The organism is Desulfobacterales bacterium (assembly GCA_030066985.1).
GTDB lineage: Bacteria > Desulfobacterota > Desulfobacteria > Desulfobacterales > JAHEIW01 > JAHEIW01.
Genome location: JASJAN010000003.1, coordinates 151,537 through 169,169 on the forward strand (window position 1 = coordinate 151,537; position 17,633 = coordinate 169,169).

General features: G+C 47.9%; 20 protein-coding genes. 11 read left to right on the forward strand and 9 right to left on the reverse strand.

Translation table 11 applies throughout. The annotated features are described in order from the left end of the window. Positions 1 to 18: 18 nt before the first annotated feature. Positions 19 to 921, reverse strand: coding sequence for a hypothetical protein (locus tag QNJ26_02665; protein MDJ0984421.1), 903 nt, complete (start codon positions 919 to 921; stop codon positions 19 to 21). A 48-nt stretch (positions 922 to 969) separates the two neighbouring features. Here QNJ26_02665 and QNJ26_02670 point away from each other — a divergent pair, with 48 nt between their 5' ends. Beyond that, entirely contained in the window at positions 970 to 1,731 is a 762-nt protein-coding gene (locus QNJ26_02670) for a hypothetical protein (GenBank protein MDJ0984422.1), read from the forward strand. Between the two features lie 112 nt (positions 1,732 to 1,843). Here the strand turns inward: QNJ26_02670 and QNJ26_02675 are convergent, their stop codons facing one another. From QNJ26_02675 to QNJ26_02700, 6 genes are all read right to left on the reverse strand, one after another. Continuing rightward, a complete protein-coding gene (locus QNJ26_02675; protein MDJ0984423.1) occupies positions 1,844 to 3,211 on the reverse strand; it encodes a PQQ-binding-like beta-propeller repeat protein in 1,368 nt (455 codons plus the stop codon). Positions 3,212 to 3,446: 235 nt separating this feature from the next. Further along, positions 3,447 to 3,644, reverse strand: a complete 198-nt coding sequence (locus tag QNJ26_02680) for a hypothetical protein (GenBank protein MDJ0984424.1) — start codon at positions 3,642 to 3,644, stop codon at positions 3,447 to 3,449. A gap of 176 nt (positions 3,645 to 3,820) precedes the next feature. Next, positions 3,821 to 4,723: a YihY/virulence factor BrkB family protein gene (locus tag QNJ26_02685; protein MDJ0984425.1), complete on the reverse strand. Its 903-nt coding sequence runs from the start codon at positions 4,721 to 4,723 to the stop codon at positions 3,821 to 3,823. Between the two features lie 95 nt (positions 4,724 to 4,818). Further along, positions 4,819 to 5,163: a hypothetical protein gene (locus tag QNJ26_02690; protein ID MDJ0984426.1), complete on the reverse strand. Its 345-nt coding sequence runs from the start codon at positions 5,161 to 5,163 to the stop codon at positions 4,819 to 4,821. 136 nt (positions 5,164 to 5,299) lie between these two features. Beyond that, a complete protein-coding gene (locus QNJ26_02695; protein MDJ0984427.1) occupies positions 5,300 to 5,878 on the reverse strand; it encodes a DUF3179 domain-containing (seleno)protein in 579 nt (192 codons plus the stop codon). 300 nt (positions 5,879 to 6,178) lie between these two features. Continuing rightward, positions 6,179 to 6,523 (reverse strand): MTH938/NDUFAF3 family protein, encoded by a 345-nt coding sequence (locus QNJ26_02700; GenBank protein MDJ0984428.1) that lies wholly within the window; start codon positions 6,521 to 6,523, stop codon positions 6,179 to 6,181. A 200-nt stretch (positions 6,524 to 6,723) separates the two neighbouring features. Between QNJ26_02700 and QNJ26_02705 the strand changes: the two genes are divergently transcribed. The 3 genes from QNJ26_02705 to QNJ26_02715 all read left to right on the forward strand — a co-directional run bounded on the left by QNJ26_02705 (position 6,724) and on the right by QNJ26_02715 (position 9,721). Further along, a complete protein-coding gene (locus QNJ26_02705) occupies positions 6,724 to 7,296 on the forward strand; it encodes a dual specificity protein phosphatase family protein (GenBank protein ID MDJ0984429.1) in 573 nt (190 codons plus the stop codon). Positions 7,297 to 7,315: 19 nt separating this feature from the next. Next, entirely contained in the window at positions 7,316 to 8,230 is a 915-nt protein-coding gene (gene murB, locus QNJ26_02710; GenBank protein MDJ0984430.1) for a UDP-N-acetylmuramate dehydrogenase, read from the forward strand. A 159-nt stretch (positions 8,231 to 8,389) separates the two neighbouring features. Beyond that, positions 8,390 to 9,721 carry a hypothetical protein gene (locus QNJ26_02715; GenBank protein ID MDJ0984431.1) on the forward strand — a complete coding sequence of 444 codons (1,332 nt, stop codon included), beginning with the start codon at positions 8,390 to 8,392 and terminating at the stop codon, positions 9,719 to 9,721. A gap of 318 nt (positions 9,722 to 10,039) precedes the next feature. Here QNJ26_02715 and QNJ26_02720 read toward each other — a convergent pair whose 3' ends face one another. Beyond that, on the reverse strand, positions 10,040 to 10,240 hold the full coding sequence (locus QNJ26_02720; GenBank protein ID MDJ0984432.1) for a ferredoxin: 201 nt from the start codon (positions 10,238 to 10,240) through the stop codon (positions 10,040 to 10,042). Positions 10,241 to 10,420: 180 nt separating this feature from the next. On the opposite strand from QNJ26_02720, the gene QNJ26_02725 reads away from it, so the two are divergent. Both QNJ26_02725 and QNJ26_02730 read left to right on the forward strand, forming a co-directional pair. Then, positions 10,421 to 11,599: an MFS transporter gene (locus QNJ26_02725; GenBank protein ID MDJ0984433.1), complete on the forward strand. Its 1,179-nt coding sequence runs from the start codon at positions 10,421 to 10,423 to the stop codon at positions 11,597 to 11,599. Between the two features lie 28 nt (positions 11,600 to 11,627). Further along, entirely contained in the window at positions 11,628 to 12,944 is a 1,317-nt protein-coding gene (locus QNJ26_02730) for a sodium:proton antiporter (protein ID MDJ0984434.1), read from the forward strand. A 189-nt stretch (positions 12,945 to 13,133) separates the two neighbouring features. On the opposite strand, the gene QNJ26_02735 is transcribed toward QNJ26_02730, so the two are convergent. Next, entirely contained in the window at positions 13,134 to 13,832 is a 699-nt protein-coding gene (locus tag QNJ26_02735; GenBank protein ID MDJ0984435.1) for a molybdopterin-dependent oxidoreductase, read from the reverse strand. 258 nt (positions 13,833 to 14,090) lie between these two features. Between QNJ26_02735 and QNJ26_02740 the strand changes: the two genes are divergently transcribed. The 5 genes from QNJ26_02740 (at position 14,091) to nudC (ending at position 17,623) form a co-directional block, all read left to right on the forward strand. Continuing rightward, on the forward strand, positions 14,091 to 14,462 hold the full coding sequence (locus QNJ26_02740) for a cytoplasmic protein (GenBank protein MDJ0984436.1): 372 nt from the start codon (positions 14,091 to 14,093) through the stop codon (positions 14,460 to 14,462). 267 nt (positions 14,463 to 14,729) lie between these two features. Beyond that, entirely contained in the window at positions 14,730 to 16,004 is a 1,275-nt protein-coding gene (locus QNJ26_02745) for a tetratricopeptide repeat protein (protein MDJ0984437.1), read from the forward strand. A 174-nt stretch (positions 16,005 to 16,178) separates the two neighbouring features. Next, positions 16,179 to 16,376 carry a hypothetical protein gene (locus QNJ26_02750; GenBank protein MDJ0984438.1) on the forward strand — a complete coding sequence of 66 codons (198 nt, stop codon included), beginning with the start codon at positions 16,179 to 16,181 and terminating at the stop codon, positions 16,374 to 16,376. Positions 16,377 to 16,590: 214 nt separating this feature from the next. After that, positions 16,591 to 16,806 (forward strand): hypothetical protein, encoded by a 216-nt coding sequence (locus QNJ26_02755; protein ID MDJ0984439.1) that lies wholly within the window; start codon positions 16,591 to 16,593, stop codon positions 16,804 to 16,806. Between the two features lie 4 nt (positions 16,807 to 16,810). Next, positions 16,811 to 17,623 (forward strand): NAD(+) diphosphatase, encoded by an 813-nt coding sequence (nudC, locus tag QNJ26_02760; GenBank protein ID MDJ0984440.1) that lies wholly within the window; start codon positions 16,811 to 16,813, stop codon positions 17,621 to 17,623. Positions 17,624 to 17,633 lie beyond the last annotated feature (10 nt).

A 17,633-nucleotide genomic window follows, 5' to 3' on the forward strand; every position in this document is an offset into this window, starting at 1 on the left:
AGGTATCCAGTAGTATGTTTATTTATCTGGCAAGCTGACGGACAGGTCATCCCTCTCTGCTCCTTCAAGGTGCTCTCGCAATCGCCAGACGGCCCACTCCTGGCCCTGTATAATCAGAACGCGGCGCTGGCTGCCTTCAAAAAATTCAAAACCCAGTTCGATGAAACCGGACAGGGTTTCATCGGAGATGCCAACCCGCACGATCTGACCGGACGCTGCGAGCAACAATTCCGGGTGCGGTACCACGCTGCGACGCGCTTCTTCGTGAAATGCTTCCAGGGAATGAAAGAATTGATCGGCCGTGTAAATACGGTTTTTAAAATTGGGCAGCTCATCCAGAGATTCCACCAGGGCCACCTCGCCACGTTCCAACTGAGACAACAGGCTGTGCCTAAGTTCAAGTTGCCGCAGCACGCGATTGTTGGCATCCAGTAAATAGACCATCAAACCACTACCAGACTTTTCAAAATACGTCCGACGCCAGCGGTCCTGGCTGATAAGAGCCAACAGGTCGAGCGGTGATATCATTTCCTGTGCAATTGACGACGCCAGATGCATATAGAGCCGGCGGAAATGGTCGGCTGATAGCATGACGCCATTTTCGGAGGTCACCCTGGCTGCAATTTGCGTAAACGTAGCTGCGCTGCGGGCTTCACGCTGTATGGCCTGGCGGTCGATCAGAATCTGCTCCAAGGCTTGCTGGGCAGTTTGGGTCCGGTGGCTTTTTTCCCAGATTGAGCCAGACTCAGGCCGCTCTGAATTGGTGGTCACCAGATAAGATCCCAATGCCCGTTCGATCCAATCAAATCGAAGCTCCAAAATAAAAATGGCGCTGATCAGAGTGAAGATCAAAAGGGGGCGCAGGGCAAACATTCTTTTGGCCCATTCTTTAAAATTGCTTGGCTCGGCCCAGTCAGTCATGATAATGGTATTCTAAGAAAAGGAGTGAATCGTGTCAAGGAAGTGAAGATGAAGGTTTGCTTAAAAAACAAATATGTATCTGTTTTGCTGATCTGCGCAGGATCAGTCTTAGCAGCCACCCATTGTCTCAGCGCCGTGGTTGTCTATGACCGGGTGACAACCGTAGAAACACCAGTCTACTTGAAAGTGTTGACCAAAGGAAAGCTTTTTGCTGACGGCGGCCGACTCGTGGAATTTTATCTGGATGATCAGCGGCTGGGTAAAAATTTAACCGGCGGTGATGGTTACGGGTATCGAAAATACATTCCCCAGCGCCCGGGCATCTTCAAAGTGCGGGCCACCTCAGACGGCGAAAGTGGCAATGGTCTGCTACTGGTGATGAAAAAAAACGAAAAAGCCGTCCTGATTGAAATCGAAGGCGGATTTAAAGATGCATTTATCTCTGATATCGCAGCCGGTGCCGGCCGCCAGTCAGTTGAGCAACTGCTTAAAAAATACCGCATCATTTACTTGAGCCGCAATACCGGAATTCGAATGGCCCGAAATTGGCTGGATGAAAAGTCGTTTCCAGATGCACCGTTGCTGCGCTGGCGGGGTGCTCAAACACTTAACGCCCTGGAGAAGAAAGGTATTCAGCTGTATGCCATCATCGGTGGGCCGGCGGTAATTGCCGAAGCCGCCGACCATATTGAAAAAAGGTTTAGCTTCGATGAAACCCAGAAGGGGCAGACCGTAAGCGACTGGCACGAGCTGATGACAGAGTTGCCCCGAAAAAAACCCGTTGATCCTGCCAAAAACAAAAAAAAGTAAATTGATAACACTATTGCCGACCGCCAAGCAATTTCCCAAGCCCCATTCCTATCAGATCGCTTAAGGATTAAAATTTTAAAAACGACGAAGCGTTGAGAGCTGAACCAAAGCTTTATTTAGGGCCTAAGTATTTGTGAATGGTCCCATCGTCAGCGACGGCATAGATTGCGCCGTTATTGCCCAAGGCAAGGGATGACAGTCCGTTACCCCGAAAATTCGTATCCTGGCTGCGGGTTGACAGATCGTAGCTGAACGTCAGCATGGCACTTGTCGATACGTACACGCAATTCTTCGTCACCACCGGTGAAGCAAGCGTTTGGCCGGGCAGACGAAATTTGCGAGGCGTATCCTGATCATATACGAGGCTGCCGTCCTGTTGATCCAGCACTTCAATATGATCCTTGGCGACAAGGAAAAGGTGAGCTTCGGGGTCTGCCGCTGGCGTAGCTAATACTGGCTGGCCGGCATCGTGTGACCACAATTTTATCCCGGTTTCGATGTCATGTGCCAGCACAGTGCCGTCTTGACGCCCAAATACCATCATGCCGTTGGGCAACACGGCTGTAGAGGAATGTTTTTGAAAAGGGTGAAATTCATGCCAGACGACAGATAAGGTTTCATCCCATTCGAAGGTGCCGATACTGCAAAGATTGTCTGCAATCGCAATCAGCGGCAATTTTCGAGCCGTAAACACAGCTACTGAGGGATCAACAAACCCATCCGGGAACAAGGGGCTTTCATTGGCATTTCCAGGGGAAAACGCGGAAGTTATATCCCATAAAGCAGATACTGATTTAAACACATCCGCCTTGCGCGCCTGCAAAACTTCGCTGCCCCAATCGCACCGCCCCAAGGCTTTGCTGTCAAGCAGCTCAACTGATTTGCCGTTATCGCGCAAAGCTAAAAGTGCGCCCTGTGGACCTCCATCATCCACTATGGTTACATATATAAATACAAGTGTGAATTCGCCCCAAGTGAGTATTTTTGGGGCACCGGAGGTGAAGCCGTCATTCATAATCGGAAATGACCAGCGGATTCGGCTGAATTCATCAACCTTGTGGAGGACGCTCTTTATTCGAGCGTCTGAGTGCCGGTGGTTGGAAACAACATAGATGTCCCCGTCTCTTGAAATCGCAGGTGTTGACATAATAGCAGCGGATTGAAAATCAGCGGCAAATGATCGGCGCCAGCGCTCATTGCCATCTTCTGAATTGATGGCGACCAGCTCTCCTTCGGCAGTTCCGAAGTAAATCACCTCTCGACCGTCGACGTCAACTCCGATGACCGGTGAAGAGGTTGATATTTTGTAAGAGCCGGAAACCCAGGCTGCTGACAAAGCAAACCCACTTTCAACACCGACATAGCCCTGGCTGGGCAAATCACCCTGAAAATGTCTCCAACGCGGCATACCATGGCTGGCACAGCCAACCAGAATCAACACACAAAACGCCCAAAAAACATTACGCAACAGTAACGTCATATAAAGGTCCTTTATCAGATATGAGTTCCGCAATGATCTTCTATCTTGTAAACTGGGCGAACATTTATGTCAATATTTTCCCTAAATTCGAATGATTAAGGTTAATCAGGACCTAATCAACCAGTTGATAGCCGGCAGCTTTCCAGGACGCCACACCGCCTCTTAGCACCGTCACATTGGCATAACCGTCTTTTAGCAGTTTAGCCGCCTGACCGGCGGCACTCGCCTCCTTCGGTCAGGCGCAGTAAAAAATGATTTCCTGACTTTTATCCAGCGTTGGTACGCTGGAAAGAAATTCCGCAAACGACAGCGCTCCTTCAAGCTGATTCTTTTTAAATTTCTCAGCATCATCATAAGCACAAACCAAAAGGGCCCGGCCGGAGCTTATCTTTTGCCTGGCTTCATTTACCGATATGCGAACGGGTTCACTCATTTTTTGCTCCTTTGGTATGACGTGAATGGTGGTTTTTATAACATAGTTAGGATTAGCCCAGAAGCAACTGCAGAATTATAAGTAAAAGAAATGGGCTTTTGGCGTCTTTGCGTCTTAGCGCCTTTGCGTGAAAATCTAAAAGTGGAATTTTTTAGTGCGCGTATCCGGTGAACCAACTACCATTGACGGTATTGATAATGACCGCGATGCAGGTTGTAAAGCACTTCGACGGAAAAAAGCAAAGCTACGGATGAATAGAAAATCCACATGAGAATCAGAATAACGGAGCTTAAAGACCCATATAAGACACTAACCTCTGTGATATGGCTGATATGCAGACTGAAAAGTTTACGGGCAATAAGCCAAAGCAGGCAAAACAATATCGCTGATATCAGGCGGTGCCGAAACCGTATTTTCACATTTAAGAACAATTTGATGGTCACCAGGTAAAAAACGATCAAGACCACGGCAGATAAAAGATTTATCCGATGTGAAGTCAGAACCGGCATGGCCAATTTATAGATCTGATGAACATAAGGGGTGTTGTTTATGGTATTTAAAACATGAGACCCCACAGTTGATAAAATTATCCAGATGAAGTTGGACATAAAGAACAGCAGACCGGCAAAAACGCTGATAATAACATAAAAAGCCTGACCAAAAACCAGATGACGCGGCGGCAGCTTAAATATCCTACGATAGGATGTTTCAAGCGATTTGAAAAAAAGGCCACTAATGATTGGCAGCATTAAAAAATTAATGGCCTTAAAGGAACTGTAGCCGTCCGGGTTGATGACATGGGCTTTAATCCAACCTTTGGAGACAAAAGGAATGATATGATTGATCTCTTCTGCCAAGATCTCCGAGATATTGCTCGACAGCGCTGCATTGGCAACAAAAAATCCTTTAATAAAATCAAATATCAGAATGCTTAGCGTCGAGAACGGAATAATGGATAGCAGAAAGACAAAAGATATTGAAAGCGACAGCGTAACACAATCATCTTTAGCAAATTTATTTAACGAGGCAATCAAAAGATGATAGCCCGGAATGTGTAAACGCATGACCCGTGTTTTCATTATCGCTACCAGCAGGCCTTGACGGCCAGCGCCCCCTATCCCCCTAAAAATACTTTGTGGCCGAAACAAACTTCAGCGAACTTGATCGTCTCCTATTAGGATTCCAATAGTTCAGCTGATAAATCTTCACGAACATCATAATCCAATGACTTTATGTTTGGAAAAAGATCAACCAGAATGTCTTTTGATTTTTCGATGCTGTTGATGGCCCGAAACATCTTGTTGTTTTCAGTCCTGGTCAGATCCAGTTGTCCGCTAATTTCGTCAATATCATCCAGAATGAATTCGAGTTCATTGATGACTCGCAAAAGATCCTGAGCCTCCATAACATCCTCCTTTTTTTTAAGATCCCCCACTCCTGAAAAATTATCGGCAGTCGTACCGAAAACTTGAGCGATATTTAAACGCTCCCATTCAAACAGTCTGATGGCGGTATTCATTTGATTTTGTAGTTATATAGAAGGGATAAAAGATGTGAAGAGGAATCGGGGGCTAAGGTTCTCGTTTTCACCAGATCGAACTAGGCAGCAAGAACCCAGCAGCTTTTGGATAAAAACTTTGAAACTTGAAGCTGTATCATTGCATAATTTTAGATTCAGGGTGCTTTTTCTGCCATTTCTCCCAGCGTGTATCTTCAAAGTCCAGCATCGGCAAGCGCCGGTTATAATAAACCCCCTGGATGCCCCTCAAACCTTTTTTATCTGGATACCATAATGAGCCGGTTTCTCGATCGTATAAAACAAAGGTGCTGTCGTAAGTCCAGCCCGATGGCACCAGCTCGATGGCGCGCCCATCTATCCGGCGACTGTACACAGCCGCTAAATTGACAAGCGGTCAGTAGGCCGCTGCTATGGGTTTTTCTCCGACATGGCTATTGGCGACTTCGTGCCGCCAGAGTTTGGATACCGCATAGGCGTTGGCATGCTCGCCTTCGGCAATGCCAATAACGCGTTCATTTCTTCTGGCCGTTTGATTCGCTTCGCTAAACTGAGAATCATCAAGCGGGGTAAATGCATTACGCCCAATTCCATGTTCAAATCGATGGGGCTTGAAACCAATCGATACGGCCTGGGTGATATCCCAGCGTTCACCATGCCGGTCGATGATGTAAGTTTTGCCATTTTCCTCGATAACCCGTGAAAACGCCTGACCCATTGCAATCCCTAAAATCAAGGATAGTATCAATACCTTCAAAAAAACAATGATTCTAAACATTTCCATCCTCCTGAAAAATTACAAGATTTCAAACAAAATCGTTCTTGGGTAGAATTTTGTCGGTTGGAGGGATAAATAACTTACAGATAGGGTGTCAGGTGTCAGTGTTCAGGTGTCAGGGAACATAAGACTAAAATCAGAAAACAGTAAAAACAAGTGCTCAATGCCGCATCTGAGTGGCAAGGCTTCGAAAGTGGCCACTGAAGGTCTGACACCCGAAACCCGACACCTGAAACCTTATCAACATGTGAGGTGGAAGGCTCCCGCCACATCCTGCCCCTCACCCACCAGGCGATTAAACGTAGCGGTGGCTTCGGCAGTTGTTTGGGCGATGACTTTGATCTGTTGGCTCTCAAGCGTCTGGCGAACGGCATCCGGCACTGCCATATTTCCGGCGTATCCCGTGCCAATAACCAAAATTTTTGGTCCGGCAGTCAAAATATCACCAATATCATCAGCGGCCAGACGGTGGCCTTGCTGCCGCCACCAATTACCGATAACTTCACCGCGAATTATTTTTAGATCCTGGTGGTATGTCGTCCCGTTTACCGTCATGTGACTGCCGGTGGCATATTGATCAATCATTTCAACCTCGCTTTTAATCTCATTTCGTTTCGGATGCCATTATTTAAGAGTCTTCCAGAACCTAAGACCCTGATAAAATAAATCAAGTCCGGTCAACCGCGATGCCTGAAATTGCTTTCCATAAGATTATGTGCTTTAAATGATAACGGCCTAATATATTCGCCAACAGTAAAAACATATTGGCTGAGCATATCTTCAATATGTCAACGCAACCCTTAAAAATCGATTTAACCAGAAAGGTGCCCTTTGATCAGGCTTACTGGGTCGTACCGGATCTGCTCATGGCCGGTTACTTTCCCGGATCAGCGCTGATCCAGGACCCCCATCCGCAATTAAGCGCATTGCTGGAATGCGGCATACGCCATTTCATAAATCTGATGCGGACCGATGAGACCCAATGGTACAGTAAGCCCATTAAGCCTTATGAAGCCCAGACACAGGCACTTGCCCGAAAAATGGGGGTTGAGGTCAGCTTTGATCGCATGCCAATAAAAGATATGGGGGTTCCCAACCGCATCGACATGGCACGCATTCTGGACGGCATCGATCAAAAAATTGAAAACGGCAAACCTGTTTACATCCATTGTCTGGGAGGTGTTGGCCGCACCGGCACGGTTGTTGGGTGTTATCTCGCCCGGCATGGATATGCTTCCGGACAAAAAGTGATACAACTGATTCAACAGCTTAGGCAGAACACAGCTACACACAACCGATCCTCTCCTGAATCCAATCCGCAAATCGATCTGGTGCTTTCATGGGTGCAAGGAGAATGATTCAGGGATATACAAACCAATGGATGTTTTAAAAATAGCAGACCAATTGGCCACGCTGGAAGCCGTCGAGGTCAAAACCGATGAATTACTGGCACCATACACCAGTTACAAGATCGGTGGGCCGACTGCGGTGTGGGTGGCCCCCGGTACCGAATCAGCCATCGGGGAGGTGCTGTCGCTGGTGCACACTCATGATATCCCGCTGTTTGTCATGGGTCTTGGCTCAAATTTACTGGTTTCGGATAAAGGCTGGACGGGGGTTACACTGTATCTGGGCGCCAATATCAGTGGCTGGCACTTCGATGGCCCGGTTGCACGGGTCCAAGCGGGAACCCTCCTGTTGGACCTCATCCGGCATGCCGTTGATGGCGGCCTTGGCGGCATGGAACTCATGGCGGGGATCCCCGGCAGTGTAGGCGGAGCGCTGCGCATGAATGCTGGTGCATTCGGGCAGGAAATAGAGCAAACAACGCTCAATGTCAATGGCTTCCTGCCAGACGGCTCGCCATTTGCGGCTGAGCGCCAGGATATTCATTTCGGTTATCGCCAGGTGTCTGATCTGGAAGGCGTGGTGCTGACATCCGGACAATTTCGCTTCATGCCATCAGACGCTGCGATCCTAAAGCAGCGCATGGATGATATACTGGCAATGCGGGCAAAAAAGCAGCCGCTGGATTTTCCTTCCTGCGGCAGTGTTTTCAAGCGCCCCCCGGGCTATTACGCGGGCGCCTTAATCGAAGAAGCGGGCTTAAAGGGTGAACGCATAGGCGGCGCCATGATCAGCCCCAAGCACGCTGGTTTTATTCTGAACACAGACGATGCCCGGGCCACGGATGTACTTGGCCTCATTCGCAAAATCGAAGAAAAGGTCTGGCAGCGGTTTGGCGTAAAACTTGAAAGAGAAGTCAAACTGATCGGTACGTTTGACGATTAAAAATGCCACACCGGATCAGAACTTCAATTCAAACACGAAGATCAGGAAGAACACGAAGATCAAAGGAAGTTTGCTTATAGACGCTTCGCTTTGAAGCCCTTTATGGGCTTCGTGTCCTTCGTGGTCAGACTTTTACATCCATAAAAAAAATTTGACGAAATGGACTCAGAAATTCCTCGCAACAGCCGGCAACTGACCGGCTTTTTCATTCCGCTTGCCATTCAGGCAACCTCCCAGGCACTCTCCTATCCCCTGGTGGCTATGGTGGCCTCGCGCGGACCCGGTGGGCCGCTCAACCTGGCCGGGCTAGCGCAATCGACCACTGTCATGGTCTTTCTAGGCATGTTCGGAATTACCTATGTGACGACAGGCATGGTCTATGCGGCTTCACGTGAAGGCTATCGCACCTTTAGAAACGTGGTTCTGCTGACCGGTTTGGGGGTGATCCTGATTCAGGCCGTCTTGAGCATTCCCGCGCTGGCCCACCTGCTCTTCGGCCGCCTCATCGGTTTGCCGCCTTCCATCGAAGCGCCGGCCAAAATCACCCTGCTGGCCAGCATCCCGGTGCAGTTTTTATTTTTTTTGCGCACCCCTTTTCTGGTCATCATGTATATTCACAAAGCCACCGCCAAAGCCAGCATCGCCACCATTGGCCGCATTGTCATTACTGCCGTTTTGGCACCGATATTCAGTAACATGGGTCTGGTAGGGCCGGTCTGGGCAGTGGTTTGCCTGACCCTGCCGGTAGCGCTCGAATGCCTGGTGGCGAAATTATACGCGGATCCTTTTATCAAAACCCTGCGCCCCTCAGTGGACAAAACTCCGCGCGCCATTGAAATGTTTATGTTCAATCTGCCGCTGTCCGTAGGTGGTTATTTGCTTTCCGCTTCGGCGATGATCATGGGCGCCTTTATCGCTCGAGCGCCGGATCCGGAGCGCATACTGCCAGTCTGCTATCTGGCGATGGGGCTTGCCAACCCGGTGGCCTATGCCGCCACGCGTGTCCAAACCACGGTGCTCGCTTTTCCCCCGAAAAGCCTCAAAGACCCGTTGACGTTTCGTTTTGGGCTTGCAGCCGGTCTGTGTTTGGGGTTGCTCCCACTGACCTTTATTTTGCCCGGTTTGATTGAGTTGTATTATGTCACCTTACAAAAATTGGACCCGGCCGATCTTGGGTTGATCCGAATCACCGCGGTGGCCCTGGTTTCCTATCCGCTGAGTGTGGCCATCCGTGCCCAGAGCGAAGGGCTTGCTGCCTGGTCGAAAAAGCCCACAACGGTGATGGCCGGGCATTCAGTTTTTCTGCTCACCATTCTCGCTTCCGGTTTCATTTTGCTTTTTGCGGGTGCTCAGGGCTATGTCATCTGTGCCGTGAGCTTGTCGTTGGGGAGTTTGTCTTCTTCAGCGACCATGCGGATACTAATGAGTCGATCCAGATCAAAGCCGGCTCCTGTGGCTCCGACAACCACCTCGGTCGGTCAAATTCGGTAAGCTGGGTTGGCCCGTTGAGCCGGTTAAGCCCGTTGAGCCCGTTAAATAGAAAAAATGCCTGATGTCAATCTTCAACCGGCAAACGGGCTAACCGGTAACTGGCTCAACCTTTGAATTATAGATTAAGGTGTTCAAAAGGCGTGATGTTGAGAAAGAACATATTTATAAACGATTAAACGGATGGCAGAACGGTTAGATTTTGTCCGAGAGCACGGCGCAAACTGGTGGAAAAGCGGAGCGTACACGATAGTACGTGAGTATTTTCCGCCAGTTTGTAACACAGCTCTCGGGCAAAAGATGATTGTTCTGCCATCCGTTTTAGTCGGAATCTTCCCATGTAATGCAATCCGTCGGACACGTCTCCATCGCTTCTTCAATACAGTCTTCGGGTCCGCCCTCAGGCAAGATCACTTCTGCTTTTTCTTCTTCTTCGTTAAACGCAAAAACTTCTGCGCAAAGCTCAACACAGCTCTCACAGCCGATACATTCATCGGCGTCGATCACAACTTTTCTGGCCATTATACAATCCCCCTTTATGAGTTTATCATTGGACGGTTCGCCCAATTGAAAGAATCCCTAAGATAAGGTCTGCAAAACTAAAAGCAAGGGGATTGACATTCGCTCTAATTTAAGCTTCAGTAACGTCTTCTATGGAAATTAACATGTCCAAAACAGCATTTAAAAAAAGCAGCCATTTTTATGAACCGCCAACCGGCAAATGATCGTCAATCAGCAGAATTTAAAACCGGGGGCATCATTGTGCTTTCGGTATGCCATTTCATTCACGATGTCTATTCCAGTTTTCTGTCCCCGCTTCTGCCGCTTCTGATCGAAAAACTGTCCATGTCTTTGACACAGGCCGGTTTCCTTTCATCGATCATGCAGATACCAGCTCTGATGAATCCCTATATCGGGATTTTGGCCGATAGAATCAGCGTTCGCTATTTTATCATTCTCGCGCCCGCATTGACCGCTGTTCCGATGAGTCTGATCGGCCTGGCACCCAGTTATGGCATCTTGCTGATATTATTATTTATAACCGGTATTAGCGTTTCGCTTTTTCATGTGCCTTCCCCGGTGATGATCTCACGTTTAGCCGGTTCCAAAAAAGGCCGTGGAATGAGTTTCTATATGACCGGTGGTGAACTTGCCAGAGCCGTCGGACCCCTGGTGGCGGTGGGGATGGTTTCTATTGCCGGGCTCGAAGGCTTCTATCCCATTATGGTCTTCGGTCTGGCAGCTTCGACCTGGCTATATTTTAATTTTCGGGAAGTACCGATTAGCATTGATAAAAATCGCAAAATTTCCCTACTGCAAACCTGGCACGAGCTGCGGTTCATTTTGAAGCCGTTGACAGCGATTCTCATCGCCCGAGGATTCATGCATGCGTCTTTAGCAGCATTTTTGCCAACCTTTATTAAACTGGAAACCGGTGATCTCTGGCTTGCCGGCGCTGCACTGACGATATTTGAAATCAGCGGCGTTGGCGGCGTTTTTGCGGCCGGTTCTCTGAGCGACCGTTTTGGCCGCCGCCGGATTCTGCTCATTTCATTGTTGGGCGCGCCGATCAGTTTGCTTGTCTTCGCCTGGATTGGCGGTTGGATCCGGTTTTTGACCTTAGCCGTTATCGGATTTACCCTCTTGTCGACAACTCCGGTAATGCTGGCCCTGGTACAGGAACATGCCAAAAGCAGTCCATCTGCTGCCAATGGATTCTTCATGATGGTCTCCTTCATGGCCCGTTCGGCAATCGTGGTCGTCGTCGGCTTCATCGCGGACTTAATCGGCCTGCGCGCCACCTATTTCATCAGCGCTATCATGGGGCTTGCAGCAATACCGTTTGTTCTCAAGCTGCCAAAACGAAAATCCGCAGGATAAAGTTTTACTTGCCCGGCAAGCATGTTTTATGTTTGCCGTATCGAGGATCGAACAGGAAAACAATAACGAAATTTCCAACACCGAATACCCCAATAAAATGAAACTATTTAACATTTTGGCCATTTTGATGACCCTCTCAGCAGGGTTCAGCTATATCAACCATCGGTTTATCAAGTTGCCGACCACTATCGGTGTAATGGCAATTTCTTTGCTGGCCTCGCTCGTACTGATCGGTCTGAGTTCCCTGGGAATTCAGCTTGAAGAAGATGCCCGTTTCTTGTTGAACAACATCGATTTTGATGAAACCTTACTGCACGGCATGCTCAGTTTCCTGCTGTTTGCCGGAGCCCTGCATATTAACCTTTCAGACCTGTTCCAGCAAAAATATATTATCAGCACACTGGCCACCATCGGTGTTATCGGGTCCACATTTATCATCGGCCTGGCCAGCTGGTGGGTGCTGGGCTGGCTGGGTATAAATTTGCCGTTCATCTATTGCCTTTTGTTTGGTGCCTTAATTTCGCCGACAGATCCTATAGCTGTTATGGGCATTTTAAAAAAAGCGGGTGTACCCGCGAGCCTCGAAGTTAAAATTACCGGTGAATCGCTGTTTAACGATGGCGTTGCGGTGGTGGTGTTTCTGGTCATATTGGAAATTGCCACCGGAACAGGGGGCGTGACCCCAGCTTCGGTGGCTGGGCTGTTCATAAAAGAAGCCGTTGGTGGACTGATCTTCGGCCTGCTCATCGGTGGCATTGCCTATTGGATGCTGAAAAGCGTGGAAAATTACCAGGTCGAGATACTGATTACACTGGCTCTGGTTACCGGTGGATTTGCGCTGGCTGACAGCTTGCACCTTTCCGGACCGATTGCCATTGTGGTGGCAGGGCTGCTGATCGGTAATCATGGTCGCATGCTGGCGATGTCAGAAGAGGTGCGCGACCATCTGGACAAATTCTGGGAACTGGTAGATGAAATCCTGAATGCCGTCCTGTTCGTCATGATCGGACTGGAAGTTTTGATTTTAACTTTCAACCAATCCTATCTTTTGGCAGGCATTATTCTGATTCCGCTATTGTTGGGTGTTCGCTTTATCTGTGTCGGTATACCGGTGGTGATTCTCAAACACTTCCGAACCTTCAGCCCACATGTGATCAAAATCATGACCTGGGGGGGACTGCGTGGGGGTATATCGGTGGCGCTGGCCCTGTCTCTGCCGGCAGGACCGAACCGTGAGGCCATCCTAGCGGTGACCTACATCATCGTGGTTTTTTCCATCATCGTGCAGGGCTTGACCATCGGCAAACTGGTAAAAAATAGAAGAGGACTGAGTAACGAGGACTGAGGACTGAGTATGGCACACTCATGAGTAGCAAGATTTTCCAAGCAAAAGTAGACGGAAACAAGTTCAAAAATAGAATATCTCAATTTGAGAGCCTATATTTAATTTCGTTGAAAGCGAATTATAATTTCCCAGTTTCTGGAAGAAACTGGGAAAAAATCTTATTAATCCTGTAAATTATGTCTAAAACTATCAGTCGAAGCGTTCTTCTTTCCATGGATCCGCCGTGTTAGAGTACCCCCTGCTTTCATAAAATCCAGGTTCATCCTCTTCGCTAAAACGGATGCCCTCGAGCCACTTCACACTTTTGTAAAAATACAGATCCGGCACCAAAGCTCGCAAAGGCGCACCATGTTCTTTGGGCAGCGGTTTTCCGGAAAATTGATATGCCAAAATAACATTTTCCTTGACCGCCTCGCTGATGGGAATATTGCTCGTGTACCCGGCATGCCCCTCGAAAATGACAAATCGGGCGCTTTTTTTGACGTTAACACGTTTCATTATTTCTGTAACCCGAATACCGGTCCATTTTGAATCCAGCAGGGTCCAACCGGTCACACAATGCACATCACAGATCTGGGTGATCGGATTTAAACCCCTCAGATTCTGAAACCGGATGCGTTGGGGGTTTTCGACCTGACCACTGATTTTCAGCGTTGCGTCGCTCATTTGACCGGATCCTGGCGCCCCCCCCATGGGTTTCAGCGCTTTGACCGCATGTTGGCCCGGTGGGATGCGGGATCGTCCATCTGGTCTGAGGGTGGCGGCCCATGCCCGGTTTTCATTAAGGCTGAGTTTAATAAATAGTCCCGGCAGCCCAATGGATACCAGACCGCCGCCGGTCAGGGTCATAAAATTCCGTCGCGTTAATTTCTTTGAGTTGATACGCATTTGTGGATCAATGTTTAGACTCGATAATTTGTAGATGTTTATACAAGCTCAAGATAAGGTTAAATTACCCATCTGGCAACTTTACTCGTGATTGTAGAAATTTGTAAAATGGTGATTATTATTTTTGCTGTTTAACAACAATAATCAGATGGATCAAAACCTAAAAGCATTGCGTTATATAGTTTGATCTGTTACCCTGCGCACTTGTTTTGCCGATAGCAATCGGCCAACAGAGACACCTTTTAAGGAGACATTATAATGGCAGAAGACCAACAGCAACCGACCGAATTAAAACTGGATCGCAATAATCTTTACAAAGAGGAAACCTTTTCAGATTTGAAGGTGGGGATGATTAAGCGCATGACACCGGTAAAGTCAGATGGCACGGTGGACAAAACCCGCAAATCGGTTTTTGTCGCCCATACATCGTTGATGACCCCCGGCGGGCCGCTGCCCTTGCAGGCCGTCATTCAAGCCAAAGATCTGCAACAGGCGATTAAAAAATTTCCGGAGGCCATGACAGCTGCCATGGATCGACTGGCTGAAGAGGCCAAAAAATATCAAGAACAGCAGCAGCAAGACAATCGTATTGAAAAACCGGATTCTCGCATCATTGTACCCGGCAGATAATGAACAAATAAGCGGTTGGATCAATACAGATCGGGCTTTGAATTCGTTTTCTGCCTACTGTTTTATAAGTAAATTCAGAATTTGAACTTAAACTAACGCAAAAATCCTAGACAATATCATGATATACTAGCATGGGTTCACATAATACCTAGTATTTTGCCCCCAAACATATCATCATAGCCGATTAAACCCTTCTGGTTATAGGTATCCTTTCGAAATTAATAATTAAAAACATCTGGATGTTTTCTAGTATTTAAGCGCAAACATATGACAATGAAGTCCTTTCTAAAAAAATTTTCCGGAAAAACACCCCTGGCGCACGAACACGAGGGTGATGAGCTGTTTGCCGCAGATCTTTGGGGCAAAGCCAAAATTGAATATGAACGCGCTTTGCAGAAAATGGAACGCAGTACAGCCCCGGACCCCGATTTTAAAGCCCGTTTACAGCAAAAAATAAGCGGCGCCAAAGAGGCCCTGGCACGCGGTCATAAACGCAGTGCAGACGATATGCTCGATGCCGGCTATTATGATGATGCACGAGAGCTCTATCTGCTGGCCAGGGAGCTGACCAATGATCCTGCGCTTCAAACTGAGCTGGAAGAAAAGCATCAATTGCTTGATTTTCAAATGAGCAAGTCGATTGGGGACTCGCTCAGCGAAGATGTCGAAGCACCTTTTGAAGACGATGACCATCGTTTGGAGATCGAAAAACCTGAATTTTCACAGCCAGACGAAGAGAAGGATGAAACCTTTAGAGCCTTGTGCGGCGCTTTGCCGGAAGAAGTTCAAAAAGCCTATCTGAGCTATGGCCCAGATTTTAAAAAAGGTTATCTGGCATTGAACCGGGGAGATTTTTCGGCAGCAGCAGATTACCTGAGCAGCGCCCTGGCGGAAAATTCGACTTCGGGCAGCTTTGTCCCCCTGGAGCTGGCAACTGCATATCTAAACCTGGACAAGCATTCGGAAGCGCAACAACTGCTTGAAACGCTATTGCAGGATCAACCCCAGGCGCTTCCCGCCTACCAGCTTTTATGTGAGATTTTTTGGGAACAGAACGAGTTTAAGCGTGCAGAAGCGCTGCTTCGTTCGGTGCCCCAAGAGCTGACCGAATCCGTGGCGGTGTATCTTTTAAAAGGAGAAACATTGTCTCGAGCTGGGGACCATCCTGCCGCCAAGACACTTTATCAAACATTTTTAAAAACTTATGGATGGGATGAACGTATTGCCCGGGAATTGGCCAATACCCATGAAGCGCTAAACGAGCTGGCCAATGCACGCAATTTATACCGGGAAATGATGGCACAGTGCCGAAGTTGTCATGCGCGAATCGATCCCTTCATCAAGGAACGCTACGCCGATCTTTGTTTTGATTCCGGCATGCACGGCAGTGATATCCTTGAGCTATATCTCGCCCTGGCACAGGAAGTGCCTGCTAAGGCAGCGTATTATTATGAGAAGGTCAGCCGCATTTATACCGCCCAGGGCAATACCACAGAGGCCGCACGATTTAGCGCAATCGCCGAAAAGCTGTCCCAAAGGTAAAAAGCGCTTCGTTTTACCAAGAAGCTCACGACGGTCTTAAAACGCAACATTATAATATCTTAAACAAAACTTCGTGCTTCCCACGCCCGCCATGCGAGACCGCAAGGCGAGGCGGGCGGGTTCGTGTTTTTCGTGGTGAATCATAAAATACAGAATAATGGCAAAGGCAAGAATATGGCCAACGAATATTTGATCGATATCCACAACTATATCAGTAAACAAATTGAATCGGCCCAAAAACGCCAGGCTGAAGCGCAGCAAAAAGACGATCGGGCATCACAACGATTTTATGAAGGACAACTGGCGGAATGGGCGTGGATTCGCGCTTATCTGGCTGAGAGGGTGGACCTTAAGACCCAAAAATATTTCTAGATCGGTTGGCCCGTTACCAGTTAGCCCGTTTCCGGTTGTGAAATGGAGATTATCTTTTATATTTGGATATATTACATTATTTGGATCCATCTTAGCGCGCACCTTTTGAGCACCTTAATCTCATAAAATTGGATGCGAAATTCCGCACATGGTTGCGGGAGCCAGCAAACAAAACCTGGACTTTTAAAGCCAATTTCAAATTTGGAAATTTAAAATGGCATATATATATTTGTTAGATATTTATGAATTGATTGATCAAAGGGTTGCAGATGCGCAGACTGGCTTGAAGAATGGATCCGGTGATCGGAATAAACAAAAATACCAGGAAGGCCGCATCAAAGCCTTAACGGACTTCCAAGATTATCTGACCACCCAATTTAATCCCAAACTGCCACGCCGCATTCGCCAATCTCTCATAAAAAAGAATTGAATCTATGGCCTTTATTCCTGACTTTAAAACCCCTTCAAAAGAGGCAGCCAATGCCCTGTGGTTTATTTACGATCAGGGTAAACTGTTGGTCAAAGTCAGAAACGATAGCTGCTCCATCCCTGAAACATCAGATTTAAAAAAAACTCAAACCACTGTGATCCACAAACAATATCTTGGCACTCTGGATGACCGCCCCTGCTATGCTGCCGAAATAGCCGATAGCAATCCTGAAGAGACGAATCTGGAGCCCAGAGATTTGCGGGCACTGTTCAGCGTATTGGATGAGAATCTGATCTGGATCGCCGGGCGAGCAAACCAACTGGTGAACTGGAACCAAACCCATCGATATTGTGGCAGCTGTGGTAAACAGACCGAATTTAAGTCAGACGAGCGCGCTAAAATTTGTTTGCACTGCGGGCTAACCAATTACCCCCGCCTATCGCCGGCTGTTATTGTGGCCGTTGTAAACGGGGATCAAATCCTGCTGGGGCGCAACAAACGCTTTAAACTGCCGTTTTACAGTGTTTTGGCCGGTTTTGTGGAGCCGGGTGAGACGCTGGAGCAATGTGTCGAAAGAGAGATACGTGAAGAAGTGGGTTTAAGGGTCAAAAATATCCGCTACTTTGGCAGCCAGCCATGGCCGTTTCCGAACTCATTGATGGTTGCCTTTACGGCCGATTACGACGGCGGTAATATTCGTGTTGACGGATCTGAAATCGTCGATGCGGCCTGGTTTAAAAGAGACAACTTACCGCGAATTCCCCCCAAGATAAGTATCGCCAGGCAGCTCATTGAATGGTTTGTTAAATATCATTAAAATTCGACCT